Annotated in this window: 24 protein-coding genes and 2 pseudogenes; 14 read left to right on the forward strand and 12 right to left on the reverse strand. The window is 40.6% G+C overall.

Annotated features, from left to right (window positions below; all coding sequences use genetic code 11):
- Nucleotides 1–203: 203 nt before the first annotated feature.
- A complete protein-coding gene (locus ACKTT2_RS26965) occupies nucleotides 204–2,297 on the reverse strand; it encodes a chromosome segregation ATPase (protein WP_407892361.1) in 2,094 nt (697 codons plus the stop codon).
- A 151-nt stretch (nucleotides 2,298–2,448) separates the two neighbouring features.
- A complete protein-coding gene (hslO, locus tag ACKTT2_RS26970; RefSeq protein ID WP_407892363.1) occupies nucleotides 2,449–3,351 on the reverse strand; it encodes an Hsp33 family molecular chaperone HslO in 903 nt (300 codons plus the stop codon).
- Nucleotides 3,352–3,581: 230 nt separating this feature from the next.
- Between hslO and ACKTT2_RS26975 the strand changes: the two genes are divergently transcribed.
- The gene (locus ACKTT2_RS26975) at nucleotides 3,582–3,995 is read left to right on the forward strand and encodes a hypothetical protein (protein WP_407892365.1); all 414 of its coding nucleotides are present in this window, start codon (nucleotides 3,582–3,584) and stop codon (nucleotides 3,993–3,995) included.
- A gap of 132 nt (nucleotides 3,996–4,127) precedes the next feature.
- Here the strand turns inward: ACKTT2_RS26975 and ACKTT2_RS26980 are convergent, their stop codons facing one another.
- On the reverse strand, nucleotides 4,128–5,345 hold the full coding sequence (locus ACKTT2_RS26980; RefSeq protein ID WP_407892367.1) for an HhoA/HhoB/HtrA family serine endopeptidase: 1,218 nt from the start codon (nucleotides 5,343–5,345) through the stop codon (nucleotides 4,128–4,130).
- 197 nt (nucleotides 5,346–5,542) lie between these two features.
- Between ACKTT2_RS26980 and ACKTT2_RS26985 the strand changes: the two genes are divergently transcribed.
- Nucleotides 5,543–5,944 (forward strand): metal-sensing transcriptional repressor, encoded by a 402-nt coding sequence (locus ACKTT2_RS26985; protein ID WP_407892369.1) that lies wholly within the window; start codon nucleotides 5,543–5,545, stop codon nucleotides 5,942–5,944.
- Between the two features lie 94 nt (nucleotides 5,945–6,038).
- Nucleotides 6,039–6,848 (forward strand): 2-succinyl-6-hydroxy-2,4-cyclohexadiene-1-carboxylate synthase, encoded by an 810-nt coding sequence (gene menH, locus ACKTT2_RS26990; RefSeq protein ID WP_407892371.1) that lies wholly within the window; start codon nucleotides 6,039–6,041, stop codon nucleotides 6,846–6,848.
- 116 nt (nucleotides 6,849–6,964) lie between these two features.
- Here the strand turns inward: menH and ACKTT2_RS26995 are convergent, their stop codons facing one another.
- The 5 genes and pseudogenes from ACKTT2_RS26995 to ACKTT2_RS27015 form a co-directional block, all read right to left on the reverse strand.
- Nucleotides 6,965–7,582: a glycoside hydrolase family 24 protein gene (locus ACKTT2_RS26995; RefSeq protein WP_407892413.1), complete on the reverse strand. Its 618-nt coding sequence runs from the start codon at nucleotides 7,580–7,582 to the stop codon at nucleotides 6,965–6,967.
- A gap of 160 nt (nucleotides 7,583–7,742) precedes the next feature.
- Nucleotides 7,743–9,674: an NACHT domain-containing protein gene (locus tag ACKTT2_RS27000; RefSeq protein ID WP_500691404.1), complete on the reverse strand. Its 1,932-nt coding sequence runs from the start codon at nucleotides 9,672–9,674 to the stop codon at nucleotides 7,743–7,745.
- Nucleotides 9,660–10,469: pseudogene (locus ACKTT2_RS27005) on the reverse strand (protein kinase domain-containing protein); the annotation flags it as partial. The gene ACKTT2_RS27000 and the pseudogene ACKTT2_RS27005, both read right to left, overlap by 15 nt.
- A 120-nt stretch (nucleotides 10,470–10,589) precedes the next feature.
- Nucleotides 10,590–10,964, reverse strand: coding sequence for a hypothetical protein (locus ACKTT2_RS27010; protein ID WP_407892373.1), 375 nt, complete (start codon nucleotides 10,962–10,964; stop codon nucleotides 10,590–10,592).
- Complete coding sequence (locus ACKTT2_RS27015; RefSeq protein WP_407892375.1) at nucleotides 10,942–11,292, reverse strand: DUF433 domain-containing protein; 351 nt, start codon at nucleotides 11,290–11,292, stop codon at nucleotides 10,942–10,944. Before ACKTT2_RS27015 ends, ACKTT2_RS27010 begins: the two co-directional genes overlap by 23 nt.
- Before the next feature lie 51 nt (nucleotides 11,293–11,343).
- Between ACKTT2_RS27015 and ACKTT2_RS27020 the strand changes: the two genes are divergently transcribed.
- A complete protein-coding gene (locus ACKTT2_RS27020) occupies nucleotides 11,344–12,093 on the forward strand; it encodes a hypothetical protein (RefSeq protein ID WP_407892377.1) in 750 nt (249 codons plus the stop codon).
- A 97-nt stretch (nucleotides 12,094–12,190) separates the two neighbouring features.
- Here the strand turns inward: ACKTT2_RS27020 and ACKTT2_RS27025 are convergent, their stop codons facing one another.
- The 3 genes from ACKTT2_RS27025 to ACKTT2_RS27035 all read right to left on the reverse strand — a co-directional run bounded on the left by ACKTT2_RS27025 (nucleotide 12,191) and on the right by ACKTT2_RS27035 (nucleotide 13,311).
- On the reverse strand, nucleotides 12,191–12,352 hold the full coding sequence (locus ACKTT2_RS27025) for a DUF6887 family protein (RefSeq protein WP_407892379.1): 162 nt from the start codon (nucleotides 12,350–12,352) through the stop codon (nucleotides 12,191–12,193).
- Nucleotides 12,339–12,953 (reverse strand): Uma2 family endonuclease, encoded by a 615-nt coding sequence (locus ACKTT2_RS27030; RefSeq protein WP_407892381.1) that lies wholly within the window; start codon nucleotides 12,951–12,953, stop codon nucleotides 12,339–12,341. The genes ACKTT2_RS27025 and ACKTT2_RS27030 overlap by 14 nt, the downstream gene beginning before the upstream one ends.
- Before the next feature lie 70 nt (nucleotides 12,954–13,023).
- The gene (locus tag ACKTT2_RS27035) at nucleotides 13,024–13,311 is read right to left on the reverse strand and encodes a type II toxin-antitoxin system TacA family antitoxin (protein WP_407892383.1); all 288 of its coding nucleotides are present in this window, start codon (nucleotides 13,309–13,311) and stop codon (nucleotides 13,024–13,026) included.
- A 276-nt stretch (nucleotides 13,312–13,587) separates the two neighbouring features.
- Here ACKTT2_RS27035 and ACKTT2_RS27040 point away from each other — a divergent pair, with 276 nt between their 5' ends.
- Together ACKTT2_RS27040 and ACKTT2_RS27045 are read left to right on the forward strand one after the other, a co-directional pair.
- Nucleotides 13,588–13,812 (forward strand): hypothetical protein, encoded by a 225-nt coding sequence (locus tag ACKTT2_RS27040; RefSeq protein WP_407892384.1) that lies wholly within the window; start codon nucleotides 13,588–13,590, stop codon nucleotides 13,810–13,812.
- On the forward strand, nucleotides 13,802–14,221 hold the full coding sequence (locus ACKTT2_RS27045) for a putative toxin-antitoxin system toxin component, PIN family (protein ID WP_407892386.1): 420 nt from the start codon (nucleotides 13,802–13,804) through the stop codon (nucleotides 14,219–14,221). The genes ACKTT2_RS27040 and ACKTT2_RS27045 overlap by 11 nt, the downstream gene beginning before the upstream one ends.
- A 22-nt stretch (nucleotides 14,222–14,243) precedes the next feature.
- Here ACKTT2_RS27045 and ACKTT2_RS27050 read toward each other — a convergent pair whose 3' ends face one another.
- Entirely contained in the window at nucleotides 14,244–14,510 is a 267-nt protein-coding gene (locus ACKTT2_RS27050) for a type II toxin-antitoxin system ParD family antitoxin (protein WP_407892388.1), read from the reverse strand.
- A gap of 295 nt (nucleotides 14,511–14,805) precedes the next feature.
- Here ACKTT2_RS27050 and ACKTT2_RS27055 point away from each other — a divergent pair, with 295 nt between their 5' ends.
- The 8 genes and pseudogenes from ACKTT2_RS27055 to ACKTT2_RS27090 form a co-directional block, all read left to right on the forward strand.
- Entirely contained in the window at nucleotides 14,806–15,456 is a 651-nt protein-coding gene (locus ACKTT2_RS27055) for a restriction endonuclease subunit R (protein WP_407892390.1), read from the forward strand.
- 27 nt (nucleotides 15,457–15,483) lie between these two features.
- Nucleotides 15,484–15,774: a helix-turn-helix domain-containing protein gene (locus ACKTT2_RS27060; RefSeq protein ID WP_407892392.1), complete on the forward strand. Its 291-nt coding sequence runs from the start codon at nucleotides 15,484–15,486 to the stop codon at nucleotides 15,772–15,774.
- Nucleotides 15,775–16,057: 283 nt separating this feature from the next.
- On the forward strand, nucleotides 16,058–16,726 hold the full coding sequence (locus ACKTT2_RS27065) for a restriction endonuclease subunit R (protein ID WP_407892394.1): 669 nt from the start codon (nucleotides 16,058–16,060) through the stop codon (nucleotides 16,724–16,726).
- Between the two features lie 204 nt (nucleotides 16,727–16,930).
- Nucleotides 16,931–17,197: a DUF433 domain-containing protein gene (locus ACKTT2_RS27070; protein ID WP_407892396.1), complete on the forward strand. Its 267-nt coding sequence runs from the start codon at nucleotides 16,931–16,933 to the stop codon at nucleotides 17,195–17,197.
- A 130-nt stretch (nucleotides 17,198–17,327) separates the two neighbouring features.
- Nucleotides 17,328–17,624, forward strand: a complete 297-nt coding sequence (locus ACKTT2_RS27075; protein WP_407892398.1) for a hypothetical protein — start codon at nucleotides 17,328–17,330, stop codon at nucleotides 17,622–17,624.
- Between the two features lie 2 nt (nucleotides 17,625–17,626).
- Complete coding sequence (locus ACKTT2_RS27080) at nucleotides 17,627–18,037, forward strand: PIN domain-containing protein (RefSeq protein ID WP_407892400.1); 411 nt, start codon at nucleotides 17,627–17,629, stop codon at nucleotides 18,035–18,037.
- 545 nt (nucleotides 18,038–18,582) lie between these two features.
- Nucleotides 18,583–19,915: pseudogene (locus ACKTT2_RS27085) on the forward strand (P-loop NTPase fold protein).
- 2 nt (nucleotides 19,916–19,917) lie between these two features.
- A partial coding sequence (locus ACKTT2_RS27090) for an NACHT and WD repeat domain-containing protein (protein WP_407892402.1) occupies nucleotides 19,918–23,409 on the forward strand: 3,492 nt, incomplete at its 3' end.

Here is a 23,409-nt window from a genome sequence, read left to right on the forward strand (position 1 = left end):
GCGTGAATAGGCGATCATTTATACGTGTTTAACACTTATAACCTAATATATTTTAATTTATTCAGGCTTGGAGTAGACAACAATTGTTTGATGTAGGTGGGCAATGCCCACCCTACTTGCAAAAATTGGCAATTTTAGGCTCAAAGTTTATCTCTTGTACCGCTCTGCCTTGATTGATACTTTCCACAAGAAAAATCTTGACACTACTGCCCTTCGGTAGTAGTAGATTGCTCAGTAGTGGGTTCCTCAGTAGGAGTGGCTTCCGGTGATACCTGTGGTTCAGTTTGTGGTGCAGGTGGATTGAGAAATTCTTCCCAAGCTCTAATTTGGTCTCTTGCTGCACTGTATGCAGAAGTTCCTCGTGGAATTAGTCGAGCTGTCTCAATGGCTCTAGCCATGTCAGATTCTCCTTGAGCGCGGGCTATATCTAACAATTGCTGGCTCCATTGGTCAACAGCTACACTAACATCGCTCCATAACGAGCTTCCCTCTGGCACTCGATTTGCAATGCGAATCGCTTCTGCTAGTGCTTCTGGAGTTCCAGTAAGTGCTGTTTCTCTCGCTCTCTTCCAATTTTCTCTTGCTCGGAGTTGACCTCGCCATTCATCTATGGATGCTTGTGCTTCTCCTGAAAGCGCTCGCCCTGGACTAATTTGTCTTGCTGTTTCAATGGCTGAGGGTAAATCGCCGCTACTAGCAAGTGCTCTTGCTCTGTCTAAGTAGGGCTGATCTTCAGTCCGTTGAATTTTCTCCGTCCAAGTGGCAATTTTTTTCCTTGCTTCTCGGTAAAGCGCACGTCCTTTCTGAACTTGACTTGCTTCGGCGATCGCAGCCTGTAATGAATTCACATCATCAAACATGGCAATTTGATCGGCACGATCCAAGTACGGTCTGTCTTCTATGATTTGTACTTGAGATACCCAACGACCAATCTCTTGTCTTGCTTCCTGGGCGCGGGGATTGTTTGCAGGAATCAGCTGTGCTTCAGCAATGGCTGCTGATAAATCGCTGACTGTTCCTTGAGTTGCTAGGGTTCTTGCTTTTTCTAACTTGCTAACATCTTCAATCTCTAGCTGCCATAGAGCAATAAATTTTTGTGCTTTTTCATACACCGGTCGGGAAATGTCTATTTGCTGGGCTTGGGAAATTGCTGCTTCCAAACCTGACACAGTACCCGTCCAAGCATTTTTTTGGGCTTCTGCGATCGCAATAAAGTCCTCGACTTCTAATTTTAGCCCTGTCACTACAGGAACTTTCTGTACGAGTTCAATTGCTCCATCTGCATCGCGCCGATCTAATTTGGTTTGTGCGATCGCTAATATTTTGCGTCCAAATTCTGTCAGTGTTGTTTGAGCTTTTTGGTAAACGTAACTGTCTTTCTCAATGGATTGTGTCAGCTTAATCGCTTTGAGGATGTTTTCTACCGAGCCTGTCTCTGCTAAACCTTGGGCTTTTGCTAACTTATCCCCATCTTCTCGCGCACTGACAATGAGTCGATTGAGTTCATCGTACTTAGTTGTTGACCAATACTTATTATCGACTCTCAACAACTTAGAAGCCAGCATAAATGCTTGATGCCAATGCTGTTCGCGCAATTCACCTTCTGATTCTTTATAGACTTCTTCTGCCTTTGACCAAATTGTCTGCCATTTGGTAATTTGTTCCTTTACCAATTTAAAGGCTGAGACATCGTTTGGCACTTTCCGAGCCGTTGCGATCGCTTCTTCTAACCTGCCTAACTGAAAACTCTGGTCGGCTAGATCCAAAATATCCTTTGACCATTCTTCCATGTAGCGATCGATTTCCGACCGCAATGGATGAGACGGCGGCAATTGCTTCACCAGGTCAATCGCTTGCAGAAGGTCTTTTACCGTCTGTTTAGAAGCTGCCAATTGAGCGCAATGTAGCCGCACCGACGCACTTGCTAGCGGCCAAAAAATCGATGGACAGTTAGGTGCTGTAGGCAACTTTAATAGCATTGCTGTTGCCATGAAAGCTATGGCTCCTGGAACCATTGCTAATAATAATGTCCACAGCACCCAACTTTTTGTCCATTTTGGCAACTTACCATAACTTCTAGATAGAACGGGTTTGTTGGGCTGACTATCTGAAGGCGGATTTTCTGATGGCTCGCTATCTTTTGGGCGTTTCACAGATTTGGAGTTTGAACCAGTAGCTGGTACACCAGACGGATCGTGGCTGTCATACTGTTTCTTTTGCGATAATCCTGTCATATTATCTGGCTCTCTTGCTCTACCCGGCAACCAACTTTCTGGCATATCCCGCTCTGCTGTCATTGCTCACACCAAAATAAATGAATAGCGACTGTTATAGCTCCAAAGTTTTGCTGTTGCCATAGTAACTTTCTCGCTATCAGAAAGTTATACTATATCCTTGCTATCCACATATACCATGACTTTTCCTAATTTAAAAGTACTTTTTTATACTTTATCCTTCAGCTGCCTCTGCTTGAAGGTCTACAATCAGTTGAGCTAAATCATCTCGACTTGCGTTGTACACCGTCCCACAAAAATGACAAGTAGCTTCTGCACCATTATCTTTTACCATCATATCTTCCAATTCTGCTTGTCCCAACATTTTTAGCGCTCCTAACACTCGGTCAAAAGAGCATCCACAGTGGAACCGCAGCATTTGTCTTTCAGGGAATATAACCAATCCCATATCGCCCAATAAATCTTGAAAAATTTCTGTCAAAGATTTTCCTGCTTGCAGCAAAGGTGTAAACCCTCTTAAAGCAGCGACTCGTGACTCTAACTTTTCAACTAGGGCTTCATCTCTAGCTGCTTTAGGCAACACTTGTACCAGTATACCCCCGGCTGCAGTGACTCCACTCGGTTCTACAAAAACACCCAGCACAACTGCAGAAGGTGTTTGCTCGGAAGTCATCAAATAATGAGCTACATCGTCGCCAATTTCACCAGAAACCAGTTCCACGGTACTTGAGTAAGGATATCCATACCCAACATCGCGCACGACATAAAGAAAGCCCTTACCTACTGCACCACCAACATCCAACTTACCTTTGCTATTTGGTGGCAGTTCCACATCCGGGTTGTCTACATAACCGCGTACCGTTCCATCTAACCCTGCATCTATAAGTATGCCACCCAAAGGTCCATCACCTTTCACGCGGACATTGACTCTTGAGCCAGCACGCTTCATACTAGAAGCCATTAAAAGACCAGCTGCCATAGTCCGACCCAGAGCTGCTGTTGCCACATAGGAAAGTTTGTGCTTCGCTCTTGCTTCTTCTGTCAAACGTGTGGTAATAGCGCCTACTGCACGAATGCCACCATCAGCTGCTGTAGCGCGAATTAATTGATCGGCCATGAAAACTTTACCAATAATGTTTGACTACCCGCTCATCAATGATGTACGGATACTATCGTTAACTTTAGTATAACAAAACTTAACTTAAACACGAGCGATAGGACTAGGGATTAGGGACTGGGGACTAGGGACTGGGGATTGGGAATGAGCAAATATAGCAATAATTTCAAATTCTCAAGAAATGATTTAGGATTGCCATAGCAAATTGTAAATTACGAATTTATTAAAAAATGTTAGGTAATTTTCAGAAAAGCCAACTACGGATAGAAATAGAAGCATCAGCGATCGCAATTCGCAATAGTATACTACGTCCAGTGGAACTAGAAAAATGGCTACCTCTTGGTCATTTTTCCTCTGGAATGCTCGAAGAGCTTAAACCTGGATTTGAGTTTGTGACTCGTAGCGGACCGATTGCGATTCACCATTATGTGGATGTCATGGGTTCCGACTGCCTGCGCTTACTTCTGAGTCAAGGAATAGACGGGTTTCACGAATGGTACTGGGGAGAAGGCTGGGTGCAGTCTCGCATAGAAGGAGTCACAATTTTACCCCTGTCTTTGGGGCATACTTTGAATTTGTTAAGTTTGCGTCAGTTTTTAACATCAAAGGGGACTGGGGATTCGCGAATGGGGATTGGGAATTAGAAAAGAACTGGGATGGGGTAATCTCGCAGGTTGACCTCGTTCCCAGGCAGAGCCTGGGAACGAGAGGATGCGGAGCTGGGGAACGAGAGGAATACCCAGTCCCCAGTCCCCAGTCCCTAATCCCTTGTCCCTCTACGAAGCATCTTGCAATTGAGCCGTGCGTAGCGAAACTTGTTGTATTTGGTTGCCTCTTTGTACTTTCAACTGCAATGTTTGACCAACTCGACTACTATCTACGATCTCCAGCAACTGTTCTCCCTTATTCACGCGCTGTCTATCAACTTCAACAATTACGTCTCCCGGACGAATGCCAGCAGCAGCAGCAGGAGAGTTTGGTACAACTCGGACGACAAAAATACCATTAATTTCTGGAGTTTGCACCGGAGAATTAGGATCTGAGTTGATTCTCCTTGCCACTTCAGGGGTTAAATCCAGCATTTGTATGCCTATGAATGGGTGATCGACTTTTTCCCCTCGTTGCAGTTTAGCGGCGATGACTTTGGCTTTATCTATAGGAATAGCAAATCCAATACCCATGGCGTCACCACGAATAGCTGTGTTGATACCAATAACTTCACCTTGACCATTGAGTAAAGGACCTCCAGAATTACCAGGGTTAATGGCTGCATCAGTTTGAATAAAATCCAATCGCTTGTTACCAATACCCACTTGAGCGCTAGAACGTCTGAGAGTACTAATAATGCCTAAAGTTACGGTGTTATCTAATCCTAGGGGATTTCCTAATGCGATCGCCCAATCTCCCACTTGTACGTTTGATGAAGAACCCAAAGGTGCAACTGGTAAATCCGCACCAGTATTGATTTTCACGACTGCTAAATCGGTAACTTCATCAGCACCTAGTACCTTACCTTCAAAAGTGCGATCGTCTTTGAGGCGGACTGTTACCTTATCAGCCTTATCTACCACATGGGCATTAGTAACAATCAAACCACTTCTATCAATGATAAAACCCGAACCCAAACCGCGCATTTGTTCTTGTGGCATTTGTCGTGGAAAAGAATCCCCAAAAAAGCGGCGGAAAAAGGGATCGTCAAAGAAAGGATCGGGAACGCGACGAGAAACAGTACGTTCGGTATCAATTCTCACAACTGCATTGCCGACACGATTGACTGCTGCTGTCACAAAGCTATTATTGCCAATAGCGGTAGTCGCTGGTGAGGAGCGTTGTGCAATGAGTTGTTGTGAATCAGCCGTTGGAGAAATAGGTGCTGGTTCTGCTTGGGAGGGTGACACGCGCAAAGTGCTAACAGTTAACACAACTCCCAAAACAATTGCTAACACGTGAGTAGTCAGTTGACGTATCGATCGGGGTAATTGGGAAAATCGCATAATCACAACCTAAAGTTTTAGCTTAAATTGTTACTAGATGAGAAAATAGTCTCTATAACTTATTTTTACAGTTTGATGACAATTACTGTCCATTGACGGTTGTTTTCCACTCCAAGTTTCCCCTCATACCCCTCATACCCATTTTTCCTGACTAGGTTAGGATTTAATTGACTGGCTGCACTCTTTCAAGCAAAACTATGAATGGATCGAATCGATTACCTAAACAATCCTTACCAGTTTCTCAACAGGAAGAGGATTTACTTCGTGACAATAGCGATCGCGAGAATACGCAACATCATCACAAGCACGAACATTCGGTTCACGCACACGTTCATAGTGAAGAGTCATTACGGCGAATTGTCAATCGGCTATCGCGTATAGAAGGACACATTCGGGGGATTAAAACAATGGTGCAGCAAAGTAGCCCATGTCCTGATGTGTTGTTGCAAATTGCTGCTGTCAGAGGGGCTTTAGATCGGGTAGCGAGAATTGTTTTAGATGAGCATTTAACAGAGTGTATTGCCAGAGCAGCAAAAGAGGGCAATATTGAAGATGAACTCGAACAACTTAAGGCGGCGTTAGATAGATTTTTGCCTTGAAGACGATCGTTTATCGGGTTTGAGGTTCGAACTCGGAGGAAAAGGAAATCGCCCACAATCCTACAATTGGATCTGTTCCGTTCCTGTCTTACCCATGAATTCACAAAACTATCAATTTCACCACAGCTTCACTGGTTCTTCAAACAAGCCACTGATTCTTTTTCTACACGGATTCATGGGTAACAGCCATGAGTTTGACGATGCGATCGCATTACTATCAAACGACTTTTACTGTCTCACAGTTGACCTTCCCGGACATGGAAAAACACAAGTTATTGGGGAGAGCGATCGCTATACAATGGCAAACACTGCCATAGCTTTAATCCATTTACTAGACGAACTAAAAATTTCTCAATGCTTTTTATTGGGCTATTCAATGGGTGGAAGACTATCTTTGTATCTCACCCTTCATTTTCCACATCGTTTTTCAAAAGTTGTTTTAGAATCTGCTTCTCCCGGTTTAGCAACAAATGCCGAGCGAGAAGAGAGGATAAAACGTGACGAACAAATTGCTAGAAAACTAGAAAGAAGTGTTGAAAGGAATGATTTTGTGCTTTACCTGTCTAACTGGTACGAGCAGGAGATTTTTGGCTCGATTAAAAAGCATCCTCAATTTGACAATCTTATAGAAAGTCGATTGCAAAATCATCCAATTGAATTGGCAAAGTCATTACGTTTTATGGGAACCGGACAACAACCTTCTTTATGGGAAAAATTGAAAGATAATACAGTTTCTTTGCTTTTACTAGTTGGCGAATACGATGGAAAATTTGTAGATATTAATACAAAAATTACCGATCTTTGTAAATTATGTCAATTAGAAGTTATTGGTAAGGTAGGACATAATATTCATTTTGAAGATACTTTGGCTTTTGTTGAAAGTGTTAGTAAATTTTTTTCTTGAGGCGGAGCCTCTTAGAATGCATTCCCAGGCTGAGCCTGGGAACGAGTAACCGACAAACAAACTAATTAACTGGTCACTGGTCACTGGTCACTGGTCACTGGTCAGGTGATTACTGATTACTGAACTGTCAATTCTTCTTGTAACATTTTCTGATAAATACCTGGCAAAGACCGACTAACAGAGTTCGTTTCGATACCATAACCCAAGCTTGTCCAAGTAGGAGATAACCGACGTAAAACGTTTTTTACCTGTCCTTGACGGAGTTGTTGAGATATGTCTGTTCCCCAAACGCGGGAATCGCTTAGCCAACGATAAACAACAATATCTTGATACTCTGCTTCAAAACTATAAGAAGACCAAAACATAAACTGATTGGGGCTTGGATGATAGCGAGATGCAATTTTATACCAGGTTGTATTTATAACTTGATATCTACCAGCAGCTGTAGAACAGTTGCCTTTGTTTGGACCAGTCATAATAGTGACGCATATCTCAGGATGACGACTGAGATTATTAACTTGTTGTCCTCCATACAACAGCGAGTAGGGACGATTACCACTCGCTTCACTAGCTGAAATCGTTCGCATGAGGGCGCGAATATAAGGATCGCCCCCTTTCATCACGAGTTGTGGCTGTCTTTGGCTAAACACCGGATCGGGTCGCGATCGCAAATCGCCAAACACGTACCACTGTATCAAACATATAAAGCCAAGAAGAGCGACTATCGGTCCTATAAGTTGTTCGACGCCGCCTTTCTTTTGTTCTACACTTTTCAGAGTCTACTCCTTATGATATAGGTACACTTTGGTAGTTCTACTACCAAGATAAACGATGCGATGCGTTACGAGGACCTTTGGTTTGCCAGACTTAGTAGTGCGGACGTACACTTGTTCATCAAAGTTTCTTATCAGCAAAGTGTTCTAATAGCAAGCGATGGATGAATATATAACCCCCGCCAACTTTTTGTAAAAATATACGTTCGGTAGCATAATCGAGAAACCGGGCATAATTCCAAGGAATACAACCATGAAAGTAGAGAATCGTTCGGAAAATTAAATGTTTTACACAAGCTTCTCCACCTCCAGCTGCAACTCCAAACAATAAACCAAAAATTCCCCAAACTAGAATTCGCCAGCGCAATATCATTGCGGCTAAGCCTAGTAGTAAAAAGCCTATTAAACCAAAAACAATTGCGTTTTTTGCTGATTGCCTAATTCCTTGATTGGGAAAAGACAGAGTTTGGATACTCGGACCAGTTAACCCACGAATGAGAACATAAATAAATCCTAAACACAAACCGAAAACTATACCACGTATCCATCCGGAAATTGGAAGATTAACGACATAATTTACAAAATTTTGTATATCTATCGCTCCGTATAATGTAGCAGCAGATAACTTTAATAGCACTCCAAAAAGGAGTCCCCAAATCATCCCAACGATTAGACTATTGCTAGCATTTTTCCCAGACCATTTTAAAGTTTCTACAGGATGAATGCGGTCAAATCCAAAAATTAGCCCAAAAAATATTATTGTGAAACTCAGTGCTAAGAAAACTCGATTGATAGGTATTAATAATAATCCTATTGGTAACCCTAGCAATAGAAAAACAAATAAAATATTAATTACATAAAGACGTTTTTGCCAAGGATTTTGAAACCAGCTAGGCTGCATCCGTTCGATTAAAAATACTGTTTGTGACTGTGTTTTTAATCTTTGCGCCAGCCAACTCAACCAGGAAAGAACTTGTTCGTTAGAATACAATCTTCTGGACATTCGGCGCTCGATCATTCTTTGAATATACTTATCAAATAAATGTTGGCGGCGTTCTTCCAAACTCATTCCTGGTAAATCCGTCATTGACATCCCTTGATATGCGAGAGTCATAATACTGAGTAACAGGGGCGATTTGGCTAACTCTTGAATTGTTGTATCGCCTTGAAGTGCGGTTTGTACTGCACTCAGTTCGGAACCTGCATTTTGTAAATATTGGTGAATTTGTTCTAAAGTGAGTGGTTGAATAAAAACAGCCGCTTGAAAGCGGAAACGATTGGATAATGCTTCATAATCTTTGATTCGACTGCAAACGACAATCTCTGTTTCTCCATATTCTCGGCAAAATTTATTAATCGCTTCTACACAGACATCTCGACGTTCAGCTAAAACTTCATCCAACCCATCTAGTAATAGCAGTAATTGTTGATTCTTAATCCACGTTTTGCCAATTTCTTTTGAGACTTGATACTTTGTATTCAGTTCTCGCACCAACCAATCGGCGATTGTTATGTTTTCATTTACCCATGCTGAAAGGTTAAAGACTACGGGAATGGGTTGGTTTATATCTAGTTCGGCTTCTTGTAGTAAATCGCGAGCTAGTTCTAAAAGTGTTGTTGTTTTTCCAGAACCGGGTTCGCCTAAAATTAATAGCGATCGCCCAGCCCCCATCTGTTGAAATAAATCGATAATTCTGGTGTTCTCTGGTAAGGATTGCCTAGCTTGTGCGGGAGTTTCCCACAGTATACCCCAAGGACGATCTAAAGCATCAAAGCGATTTTCCAATCCCAGTTCAATGAGAGCAACTCCGTGTAATGAAGTTTCTAAAACTCCTTTTACCCAGTAATTTTTTACTTTGTTGAGTAATATTTGACGGTTGCGATACTCCTGGTCGTTTTCAGGAATCTTTGTTCTTAGTGTTTTTTCTGTAAGGATGTTCTCTTGGCGATGAGTAATTGGAGAGTGGAAATTGTAGTTCAGTCTTTCTCTATCCCTAGACCCCAATCTCCAGTCCCTAGTCCCCATGTCTTGGTGATATAAATCAGCTAACATAGTTTTGGCATTCGGATAGCGATCGCGTGGATGAGATTGAATTGCCCGATCCAAAACATTTGCTAAGTTGTTATTAATATTAACTTCTGCACGCCAACTTATCTCACCCGTTTCAAGATTTGTTTTCCAATCCTGGGGACGCTTACCAGTGAGTAAATAAATTCCCGTCAACCCCAAACTATATAAATCGCTAGAATAAACTGGTTTACCTGCGGCTTGTTCTGGCGGCATAAAACCTGGAGTTCCAACTACAATGGAGCTAGTTATTTCTCCGCGCTCGTCCACTACAGTCGTCATTATTTCCTTAGCAACACCAAAATCAATTAAAACAGGCTTCCCATCTTGTTTTCGCCAAATAATATTACCGGGCTTGATATCTCGATGAATAATACCTTTTGTATGGATATAATCCAAAACTGGTAGAAGATTTACCAATAGTTCTCCAACTAACCTCTCACTAAAAAGCCCTTCCTCTTGAACTTTTTGACTTAACGTCAAACCCTCAACCCATTCCTGAACCAAGTAAAAATGCTCATTTTCTACAAAATAAGCATATAGTCTAGGTATTTGTTCGTGTCCCTCACCCAGTTCCTCTAAAATTGCTGCTTCTCTACCAAAACGTTCTTGAATCAGTTGATAGACTTGAGGCTTGTGCGTCACGGGTTTGAGTTGCTTGATGACACAGATGCGACGGGAAGGCAAATGGGTGTCTTCCGCCAGAAAAGTATCGCCAAACCCACCTCCTCCCAACGCACGAATAATGTGATAGCGATTGTTGAGTAACGCAAGTACCATCTAACTTTTGCTCGTGACAGGAGTTATGATTTCTACGTTATCGAAAGCTTTTGCGATCGCATTCAGTTTCTCTACTTTGGCTGGATCTCTAAGCAAAAGTCTTCATACCACTCCTGTTCATCAGTAAAGCGTATACGTATGGGGTAAATGAACAATTTGGTCTTGATACTCATTTTCAAAAGCTGCTTCAGCAATAAAAACCAACTCATCAATATTTTGCCCCATACTTAATTTAGGATTGAGAATAAAAATGCCAGGAACATGACGATTTTGGGCAATGTGTTCGTCTAGATGAACGGGCATTGATGTACGATTATTAGTCACTAAGACAAAGCCATATTCTTCACACCAAAGTAAGATTTCTGGATCTAATGTTCCTTTTGCAGGGGTGTTTGGTTCACCAACTATCCAGACTATTAAATTAGCATTAAGTCGTGTGAGTTGAGTTTTATAGCTAGGGTCTACATTCTCGTCAAGCAGATAATTGAGTGTCATTGACTTGATTGTTTTCTTTTTGTTCTGCTCTCAGTTTCCGCATACGAATTGCAGCAGGTGAGGGATTAAGGTGTTGCGCTTTAACTTGCTGATGATTCCACTCCAACCAGTCAGCTAAATACTTACTCACAAATTCTTTATTGTGTAGATAGTAGAGAATCGTAGCGTATACCTGTTCTAAAGTAAGGGATGGATAAGTTTGAGCAATCTCTTCTGGAGTACGGGCGCGATGAATGAAATCATAAAGGACAGTTTCAATACCTACTCTAGTACCTCTTAGACGAATATCATTAGGCATAAGGAAATCAAAATAGTCTTCTATTTGCATAGGTTATTAGATGGAAAGAGGATAAAGATACAATCACTCTAGCATAATAATATGAGAAATAAAAGATACTATGAAAATTATGGTGATATTCAAATACAAGTTGTTCCATTAATTCAGGAGTTGCAAGAAGGTAGTGGAGAATGTCAGAAAATTTATGATGAAGAAAAAAATGTCATAAATATTGATTTTTCGATATTAAAAAATAATTATTCGGATGAGGAGCGCTCTACATATTTATTTGGTACGCACTCAAGTATTATACTGTTTGCAATGGGAATGTTAGAATTATGTGATGACGAAAAGAAACAAAGCACGCTAGAAGAGCGAATAAATGAATCGTTCAAAATTTTCACTTATTCTTTTGCGATCGCAGAAGAAGGAAATCGGCAGAGTAAAGATCCTGATAATATAAAAATTTATTTAGAAAGAATCTTTAAAGATGGAGATGAATTAGTTAGGGGTTTGTATCCGCATCGTCTGACTCAATTTGCGGACTTAGGTAAAATTTGGGCAGCAACATGTAAAGTTATTTTAAATTGTTATCACTCAAATAGTGATTGGGCAGAAATTAATAAATTGCTCAAGGATTTGCCTAATAACCCTACAAAACCTGTTTTACAGAGTGTTTACAGACAAAAGCGTTATAACGGACATTTGGAAAGCCACTGCGATCGCCTAGTTGAATATTTTAAGCAACTCAAAGAGAAAAAATTGACCATAACCAATTTAACAGACATTCGTAATAAAGTTGTGAGAGATATTTTCAAAATTATGCGTGGTGAAAGCGATGTAAAACCATAGCATGATTTTTTTCCTTTTTCTTCTTCCTTCGTGCTCTTTGCGTCTTTGCGGTTCAATAATTTTCCATTTAACACCTGTAAAAAGTCCATTCCATTAATCATTTGGTTGGTGGGTAAACCTTTGCATTTGGGTCTTGGAATCTTTCGATATAAATCAAAACAGCTTCTTCATCCTCTCGGTGTTCAAGAATGTATTGCCAAAACTCTGGGCGGGTCATTGTTGCAAAATTTTGTTTGTTTATCAAATTATAAAGCAGCATCAAATATCTGCTGTGCGGTAAGGTTTAGTTGGGGGAAGGTAGGGGAAACAATTAAATCATTACCCGTGAACTTGGTAATTTGGTACTCATCTCCAACAAGCTGACATACAGAGAAGGTAGGCTGTTTGGGGTCTCCAATGAATTTTTTACCACCCAGGGCTTTATAATCAGCAATCCAGAATTCAGGAATGCCCATCTCTTCATAATCCGCAAACTTCTTATGGTAATCATCACGCCAATTTGTACTAACAACTTCAACAACTAAAGGTACAGATGCTGCACAGATTACCGTTGACACTTTCTGAAAAAGAGGTTCGTTAGGGAGATTGTCAAGATTGAGTAACAATACGTCAGGTAAGTAAACTGATTCAGCGCTGGGAGTTTTAACAAACGCAGTTTTAGGAATGGTGTAGGGTAGGTTGAGTCGGTCATACTCTATTGTTATTTTACGTACTAAAAAACCGACAACTTTTTCATGGTCTCCAGTTGGTGGTGCTATCTCCACAATAACTCCGTTATGTAGCTCGTAGCGCTTCCCGTTGTTGGGGAACCACTCAATAAATTCTTCAAAGGTTACTAGTTTGGGTAGGGCTTGGATCATAGTTACAACCTCTACATATATTTGACTTTACCATTTCTCACAACGCTTGTTTACCTCTCCATTCCATTACTTATGTCTTGTTGTATTCACTTTTATACTTCTGAATAGCTGCTTTCAACCTTGGATTGAGTTCCGGAGGGTTTTCTATAGCCGATACAAAAATTTCCCAGTCCTTTTCAGAAAGAACTATGGACTCTGGTTCTGGTATTTCTTCTGTTGCTGCGTTTATAGCCAATTCAACCAAATACTCACTCAAGGTTAAACATCTTATAGCAGCAGCTTTTTCTAGAGTTTGCTTTTGTTCTTCGCTAAGTGTAATTTCGATTTGGGTAGTTTTTGCTTTACTTGACGTTGACATAGGTATGCTCGCGTAGCTCTACTACCAAGATAAACGATGCAATACAGGCGTAAGGGCGCAAGGCATTGCACCCCTACAATTAGGTGTAGTTAACACAACTACGAGCCAAATACAAAGATTTTACTTTTCGTTACATCTTTTGGTTTTTTCTCGCCGACTTACTTACGTGGTGATGAAGCGCCTTTGTGGGAGACACTAGTGCTTGCTAGGTGCGCCGACAGAATAAATTTGCTAGAATCATTATGACCCAAATGCTAACAAAAAATTGATAAAAAAATGAAACAAATTATTATTGAAGTGACTCCAGAAGTGGCAGATGCATATCAGTCTGCATCCCATAGAGAACGTCAGAAAATTCAATCATTAATTAGTATATTACTTCAAAAACCAGCTGATGAAGATATTGCTTTATTGCGAGAAATTATGGATGAAATTAGCGATCGCGCCGCAGCCAGAGGTTTAACACCAGAAATTTTGGAGTCTATTCTTAATGAACGTTGAAAGGCTATTTGTTCTGGACGCGAATATCATTATTAGTGCCGTTATTATCAAAAAAGGTAAAGCGCGTCAGGCATTGGATAAGGCTCAGATATTTGGTAGAGTATTGATGTCAATGCCTGTTTTATCGGAAATCGAAGAAGTTTTATACAGAGAAAAATTTGATAAATATATTACAGTAATAGAGAGAAAACTATTCTTGGCAAGTTTTGTCAAAACAGTTAAGTTTGTAGAGATAACTGAAAATATTGATATTTGCCGAGAGCCAAAAGACAATAAATATCTGGAGTTAGCATTGAGTGGACAAGCAACTTGTATTATCAGTGGAGATAATGATTTGTTGGTGTTGCATCCATTTCAGGAAATTTCGATTTTGACAATTCAGGAATTTTTGGAATTAGAAGCAACTTAACCTGACAAATATTGCTCGCGGGCTAGCAAGCCTGCTCCCGACGTTGTTGTAACTTCTGCTGTAATTGGCTAAAAACGGTTTTGCTATCAACAACTTCTCCTCGTAAAGACGCTTCTACACCAAGCTCAATTTCCCGTTGCAATTCTTCAAATCGTCCCTTGTAAATGCGTTCGCGCTCTGCCAAGCTCTGTAGAGCAGCCAAAACAACTTCTTCAAATGATGAGTATTTCCCACTTGCTACCTGAGTGTGAACAAACTGCTCGAGTTCTGGAGTGAGTGACAAATTCATGATGACCTACTATGTATTATATATAAACCTATTTCTGTTCTATTTCTAACGGAATCGATTCGTCAGATCTCCGACGACTGCAGATACTTTAATCGAATTTCTTGATGCACTAGGTTACCAAATTGCTCTTGCTCCAAAAGATAACAATAGTTTTTTAGACGCTAAATTATAGCATAGTTAGACAAGAATTGCCGAGCATTGGTATCATACGTAACCTTTTAAAACTCCTCTATGGAAATTCTTGCCTTTCATAGTGCAGTATGTTCATTAGTACTAGAAAACGCGGTGAAAACCTATGCCAATTACTCTAGAAACCAGTACTTTATCTCTCAATGATGTTCATCGCTTATTGAAACCGCAAAAAACGTCAAAAGCTTCATCGTTTACAGAACACTTAACTTTAGAGCCTTTGACAGAGTTGGAACAGCAGGATTTATTAAGAATCAAGAATGACTTCCGACGGTATTTTGCAGCTGGAAAAGTGTCTGAAGGTTTAATTAAATTTTTGGCGATCGCACCTCTGATGCGATTATCTGGATTTTATGATGTTCCTGTTCGCCTGACAATGGAAGATGCGTTCGCTATCTCCATTGAAGACGAGGACACAAAGATAACAGGGCGGATGGATATTCTAGCACTCAGCAACACTCAAGCAAAGACTGCGAATACGTTTTGGATTTTGGTACTAGAAACAAAAAACAGTTCGGTAGACGTATTTGAAGGTTTACCCCAACTGCTAACTTACGCTTTTAAAAGCTTAGAAAAGCAATCATCCGTTTGGGGACTAGCAACAAACGGTCATCGTTATCAGTTTGTGCGTCTTGAACAAGGAAATCCCCCTATCTATAAGTTAATGCCATTACTCAATCTAATTCAGTCTGACGACAGTATTCAGCTAGTACAGGTTTTGAAAGCAATTTGCCAACTAGAAAATTCGGTAAGTTAAATTCCCAACTTTATTGAGGATACAACAATGGTAGTGATTCAAGGTAGTGAAAACGTGTTTGAGGATCTCGGTTTTGATACTGAAGAAGCTGCAAATCTAAAAGTGAGGGCTGACCTCATGTTAAAATTGAGACAATATATTTTAGAGCGTGGGTGGACTCAGGAACAGGCAGCTGACTTTTTTGGTGAAACGCAGCCACGGATGAGTAATTTGATGAATGGTGAAATTAGTCGGTTTAGCGTAGATAAACTGATAAAGGCTGCTGGTAAAGGCAGGGATGAAAGTAACGGTGAACGTTGTGTTGAAGACGTGATGTAGAACAACGCGTGCTCGACTTTACTGGTTGTGTGTTCCAATACCAACCTTATAGCTAGCAATCAAAGAAGTCTAAAACCCCCAACTTCTCGAAAGGAACAGTCAACTGACAAATATTGCTCGTGGGCTAGCAAGCATATGGTTTTTTAAACTGGCAATTATAGCATAGTTAGACAAGAATTGCTGAAAGAGGTATCATACGTAACCTTTTAGAGATCCTCTATGGAAACTCTTGCCTTTCATAGTGCAGTATGTTCATTAGTACTAAAAAACGTGGTAAAAACCTATGCCAATTACTCTAGCAGCGAGTACTTTATCTCTCAATGATGTTCATCGCTTGTTGAAACCGCAAAAAACGTCAAATGCTTCATCGTTTACACAATACTTAACTTTAGAGTCTTTGACGGAATTGGAACAGCAGGATTTATCACGCATTAGTAACGACTTTGAACGTTACTTTAACGCGGGAAAAGTGTCTGAAGGTTTAATTAAATTTTTGGCGCTCGCACCTTTGATGCAATTATCTGGATTTTATGATGTACCTATCCGCTTGACAATGGAAGATGCGATTGCTATCTCCATTGAAGACGAGGACACAAAGATAACAGGGCGGATGGATATTTTAGCAGTGAGCAACACTCAAGCAAAGACTGCAAATACGTTTTGGATTTTGGTACTAGAAACAAAAAACAGTTCGGTAGATGTTGCTGAGGGTTTACCCCAACTGCTGACTTACGCTTTTAAAAGCTTAGAAAAGCAATCATCCGTTTGGGGACTAGCAACTAACGGTCATCGCTATCAGTTTGTCCGTCTTGAACGAGGAAATCCCCCTACTTATCAGTTAATGCCATTACTGAACCTAATTCAATCTGAGGACAGTATTCAGCTATTACAGGTTTTGAAAGCAATTTGCCAATTAGAGCAAGGTTCAGGAGTAATGACTGTATGTGGCTGACGCTCAAGAAAGTACCGAGCCTCACCTAACTCGGTATCTTGAGAGACAAAAGCTATAGAAAATAATCCAAAAGCAAATGCTGTTGTTACACAAGGAGAAGCACTAGTGAAGCAGGATAAAACCATCATAAGCGATCGCTTTTTATAAACAAGCTATAATTCAATCCGAGACTTCAAACTACTACGAAAAGTGCGAACACCTGTAATGGACATTCAAAAGATTTTACGCGAGCGAAGAATTATCCACTCCGATCCAGAAATTATGAGTGGAACCCCTGTCTTTGTAGGAACGCGAGTTCCATTGCAAACCTTTTTTGATTACCTTGAAGGTGAAGCAGGCTTAGCCGAATTCCTAGAAGATTTCCCACACTGGCAAGCTCAGGTATTAGTTGTTTTAGAATCAATGGCAATCATCAATGCTGAATCGGGAGCGAACTGCTCGTGCTCATTGTACTTGATGAAAACCTGTTAAGCAAAAAACTTAAGAAACCTCTTGTTGATGCAGGACATATTGTGCAAAATGTGGAGGATATGGGCTGGCGAGGTGTTAAAGACAGTGTTAGAGTAATATTAGATAAGATCTAAAAAATTCGTGGTAAGTTATGCAAGAAGTTTTTGAAGAAAAAGAAATCCTTTTATCTCATATATGTCAAATAGTCAAAAATTTAATTCAAGGGAATAACTTATATCAGGAAAGATTAAATATAGATGAAATGATTCAACTTATGGTAAATCTGTTTAAGAGATTTTCAACTGAAGAAATTAAAGCTATTACTAATGATGATTTAGTTAAGAGAATTGACAGTATTTTAGTACTAGAGGCGGTTTCTGGAACGTTAAATGATTTAACACCAGAACAAATAAAAATGTATGAGGAAGCTGTGGAAAGGAGATGGTAGGAATGAGCTACCTCCTAGATACAAATATGGTCTCCTATATTTTGAAGAAGAATGACAAAATTAAAAAAAAATTAGAGGATGTTCGGAGTCAGGGTCTTGATGTCTTCATAAGTTGCATAGCGTATTATGAGGTCAAAAGAGGTCTTTTATATGCCAATGCCACAAGACAGTTATCTGACTTAAATGAATTGTGCAGACAATATAGGGTTTTATTCTTAGATGATATAGAAACTATCGAGAGAGCCTGCGAAATTCATGCAAATCTAAAAAAGAGAGGTACACCCATACAAGAGGCAGATATATTAATAGCAGCAACCTCAATTACACGAGGCTTAATTCTAGTTTCTCATGACTCAGATTTGCAAAGAGTTCCGGAGATTACTTTAGAAGATTGGCTGCAAGCAGAATCTTAAGTTTGGCGCATATTGACGCTCGTACCCCTAAATATAACAATTGCCATTTGTGTGACGATATTAAATGTTGAGAAGAGAAGCAGAAAGCATCGCCTACAACTCCCTAAAATATCAACCCCAACCTCGCTTAGAGTGACTGGCGCAAACAGGTTGTCCCACAAGTGTTAAGTTATGTACACAATGTAAATTTATGCTATAAAAAATCCATCTCTTGTTTTGTGTAAAAACTCCCTACCTCATTCGTATAATAATTTGAAGTCATATGGGGGCGATCGCTGGTGGCGATTGTCTGGATTTTATGATGTACCTGTCCGCTTGACCATGGAAGATGCGTTCGCGTAGCGTCTCCGAAGGAGAATCGCTAAAACAGGTGTTGAAAACCCTATGTAAACTAGAGAATTAGGTAGCCAAGTTCCCGACTCTGCAAAGTTGGAAATCTTTGCACCTACTGACTTCTGCCTCACTTGGAAAAATTTGCGGAAAAAGAGCGAATAAAGTTGAAGTTATTGCCAAACTAGTAGTAAATCTACGGATAGGACAGGTGAATGCGACTTAAACTAGATTTGCAAAGATTTTTTGACAGTTGCAACCCCAGCAGAACTCTAGTCTTGGCAAATCCTCAAGATAGACAGTATTATGTAGACTTTGCTTCGGTACGTGGTTCTAAGGTGATTGAAGCACTTGGACGAACAATTACACGCCTTTCTCCAGATAAACCAACTTGCCAATTATTTACCGGACACATTGGTTGTGGCAAATCGACTGAGTTGCGCCGTTTGGAAGCAGAGTTAAAGCAGCAAGGTTTTCATGTGGTATATTTTGAGTCCACACAAGACCTAGATATGGCTGATGTAGATGTTACGGATATATTACTGGCGTTCGCGAAGCGCAAGCTGTACCCAGCTTATCGCCAGGTCAGTGAGTGAAAGTTTAGAAGCAGTAGGAATTAAACTTCGACCGGGATATTTTGCCAAACTATTAAGTGAAATTCATGAATTTTTACAAACTCCCAAAGAACTTTCGGGAGAGTTATCTGTAGGTATTGCTAAAATTAGCGCTAAAACAAAAGATAGTCCTCTTTTGCGAAGTCAGTTGAGGCAATATCTGGAACCTCGCACTAATAATATTTTGGAATCTCTGAATGAAGAATTCTTAACTCGTGCTAACCAGGAACTTAGAGATAAGGGTAAGAAAGGGCTGGTGGTGATTGTAGACAATTTGGATCGAGTCGATCCAAGGGCGAAAAACCGAGAGCGATCGCAACCAGAACACTTGTTTGTCGATCGCGGCGAAGAGTTACGCAAGCTGAAGTGCCATGTGGTTTACACAATACCCCTAGCTTTGGTATTCTCGAATGAGTATGAGACGATGAAGAATCGTTTGGGTGGTGGAGTCAGTCCCAAGATACTACCGATGGTTCCCGTACAGTTACGCGATGGAAGTTCATGCTCTGAAGGGATAGCACTTTTGCAACAGATGGTATTAGCAAGAGCTTTTCCCACCGTTAACTCCGAACTGAGATTGAATTTAATCGCAGAAGTTTTCGACACTCCCGATACTTTAAACAGGCTTTGTCAAATCAGTGGGGGTCACGTGCGAAATTTACTAGGACTGCTTTACAGTTGTCTTCAGTCAGAAGATCCGCCTTTATCAAGGGAATGCCTAGAAAATTCTATCCGCGAATACCGCGAAAGCTTAGTGCTATCTATAACAAAACCCGAATGGGAATTGCTCCGTCAAGTCGTTCAGCAGCAAAGTGTGAGTGGTGAAGATGACTACCAAACTTTATTAAGAAGTTTATTTGTCTTTGAATATCAAGATAAAGAAGGACGCTGGTTTGGTATTAATCCCGTATTAGCAGAAGCCAAGCAATTTTAGGTATGAGCGAACCAATAAATCTCGAAGAAATTTCCGTGCAAAATGAGCGATCGCTAGTAACTTTGATAAGAGCGATCGCTCGTTCTCAAGGTCGCTTTTCCCTAATTTTAGTACGCTGCAACTACGTACATCTACAAGAACAAATTCTAGAACAGTTGCGGCAAAACTCTCAATTACAAATACTAGAAATAACTTTAGATAAATCAGCTACAAATCTATATTTAATTATTCAAGCACATCTGGCAAAAGATAAATCATCTGTCACAGATGCCATTATGGTGTTGGGCTTACAGTCAGTCACAGCCATTGACGATTTATTGATTTCCATCAATCGAGTACGGGATGATTTTCCCCAAAGTTTGTCATTTCCCGTAGTCATCTGGATAAACGATTTAGTGCTGCAAAAGTTCGTAAAATTAGCACCTGATTTTTACACATACGCTGGCGTACCAATTAAATTTGCCATCTCTACCAGTGAATTAATTCAAGTTCTCCAAAAAAAAGCAGATGGGTTATTCGCGAAAATTCTAGAAACAGGTGGAGACAGATTTTTAGATAATACTGCATTAAATATAGGGATGGATGCAGCTGAGATTGAATCAGCATTAGAAGAATTACACAGCCAGGGCTACTCCGAACCAGAACTAGAAGCCAGTCAGCAATTTATTTCAGGACGCGATGCTTATAGTAAAAGTCAAATGGAGCGATCGCGTCAACTTTACGAACAAAGCCTTGCATTCTGGGAACAATCACCCTCCTGTAGGGGCGCAATGCCTTGCGCCCCTACCACCCCCGCCACCTCTACCGCCCCAATCACCAATCCCCAGTCCCCAGTCCCCTATCCCCTATCCCCTATCCCCTATCCCCTCCGACAAGCCTGTGTACTCTTCCACCTGGGGCTATGGTGGCGAAGGTACGCGGTTTTACATCGAGCCGAGTATGAAGCAGCGTGTCGTCAAGCAGAAAGTTATTATCATCGCTGCGTGCAAATCTTACAGCAAGCAAATCGTCCCGATTTAGTCGCTCAATTTATCAACCCTTGGGGAGAAGTGCTGCAACAGTTAGCTAGGTGGGATGAATTAAAATCTGTTGCTAACACTGCTATTGAACTACACACAACATATCCCAATACTCTCAGGCTGGCAAATGCTTATGCTTCCCTTGCAGAAGTTGCACTGGGAAAATCTCATTGGGAAGATACTCAGCAGTATGCAACAATAGCCCTCGAAGCGATCGCACAACTAGCAAATGAACACCCTGAAATCAAACGACATTATCAAAGTTGGTATCAATTTTTAATATCTCAAGCTCAATACCATCAAAACCAAGTACCAGAAACGCTACATAACTTAGAAACAGCCAAAGAAGGATGTAAGCCCGATTATAACCCACAGCTTTACATACGGATATTAAACGCATTGTGCGAGATCCACTACGAACAACATAGGTATTTAGAAGCATTTGAACTCAAACAAGAGAAACGTTCCATTGAGCAACAATATGGTTTTCGCGCTTTCATTGGTGCGGGACGATTGCAATCTCAGCGACAGGTGATTCATCCTGCTTTGATAACGGTTGGTTCGACTGAATTGTACGGTGATGTCGGGACAACCTCTCAGCAAGGAACCATTGCTCAAGAAATTGTTACATCTGGGCGAGAGGAAGATGTTAAACAATTAATTCAACGTATCAGTCGGGATGACCAAAAATTAGTCGTAATTTATGGTCCCTCTGGAGTAGGAAAAAGTTCGCTGCTGACAGCAGGATTAGTACCTGCATTGCAGAATATACCTGCTATTGATAGCCGAATTCCTTTACCTGTGATAGTTAGATTTTACAGTGATTGGCAGCAGGAATTGAGTAAAGTACTTCGTAACACAACAGATAACCAGGTACAATCAAATCCAAAATCAGAAATCCAAAATCTAAAATCTAATTTAATCCAAAATCCAAAATCTAAAATCCAAAATCATGAAGTTCTTCAACAATTACGGCAAAATGCTACTCGCAATTTCTTAACTATTCTGATTTTTGACCAATTTGAGGAGTTTTTCTTTAACTGTTCTCAACCATCTCAACGAAAAGAGTTTTGGCAGTTTTTGAAACTTGCTTTGGATAGTTTGGATATTCCCTATGTGAAGGTGATTCTTTCTTTACGTGAAGATTATTTGCATTATTTGTTGGAGTGCGATCGCATCACAAATTTAGAAGTCACAAAAAATGATATCCTGAATAAAGGAATTCGCTACTATTTCGGCAACTTTTCTCCCGAAGGTGCGAGAAAGGTCATTAAGAGTTTAACCCAACGGTCCTCCTCTTTAGAACCAGAACTCATTGAGGAATTGGTGCGAGATTTAGCTGTAGAAGAAGGAGAGGTGCGCCCCATTGAGTTGCAAGTCGTAGGGTCGCAATTAGAAACAGAGAAAATTACTAGTTTGAAACAATATCAAGAAAAAGGACCAAAAGAACAGCTTGTCCAAAGGTATTTAGACGAAGTTGTAAAAGATTGCGGACAAGAAAACGAACGGGCTGCTCAATTAGTCTTGTATTTACTCACTGATGAGAATAACACCCGCCCGTTGAAAACCTACACTGAATTAGCAGATGCTTTAGCAGTCTTAGCAGCCGAAGTTGATAAATTAGAGTTAGTTTTAAAGATTTTAGTGACATCAGGAATAGTCTTTTTGATACCACAATCTCCAGCAGATCGCTTTCAACTAGTTCATGATTATCTCGTATCTTTTATTCGGCAACAACGCGGTGCAGAATTATTAGCAGAATTAGAAAGAGAAAAACAAAAACGTCAATTGGCAGAAGCAAAGTTAAATCAAGTTTTAAAACAGCGATTAAGAATGGCTTCTGGTGCAGGAGTAGGATTGGTAGCATTAACAGCTGTGGCTATGACATTTGGCATTAAGTCAACAATTGGTGAAACAAATGCTCAAATTATCGCTCTTACCTCATCTTCCGAAGCACTTTTTACTGCTAATCTCCAAGAAGAAGCTTTGGTAGAAGATATTAAAGCAGGAGAAAAACTGCAACAAACAATTTGGTCAAAATGGATGGAAGCTAATACACGCGATCGAGTTGTTGTTGCTTTACGGCAAGCAGTATACGAGTTAAAAGGCAGAGAACTCAAAACCCTCAAAGGGCATTCCGCCAAAGTTTATGGCGTCAGCTTCAGCCTTGATGGTAAGACAATTGCTTCTGCAAGTGATGACAACACCGTTAAACTCTGGAATACCACAGGCAGAGAACTCAAAACCCTCAAAGGGCATTCCGCTTATGTTTTGAGCGTCAGCTTCAGCCCCGACGGCAAGACGATTGCTTCTGCAAGTGGTGACAACACCGTCAAACTCTGGGATACCACAGGCAGAGAACTCAAAACCCTCAAAGGGCATTCTGACGAAGTTTATGGCGTCAGCTTCAGCCCCGACGGCAAGACGATTGCTTCTGCAAGTGATGACAACACCGTCAAACTCTGGGATACCACA

Source organism: Scytonema hankhaensis NUACC26 (assembly GCF_045865695.1).
GTDB lineage: Bacteria > Cyanobacteriota > Cyanobacteriia > Cyanobacteriales > Nostocaceae > Scytonema.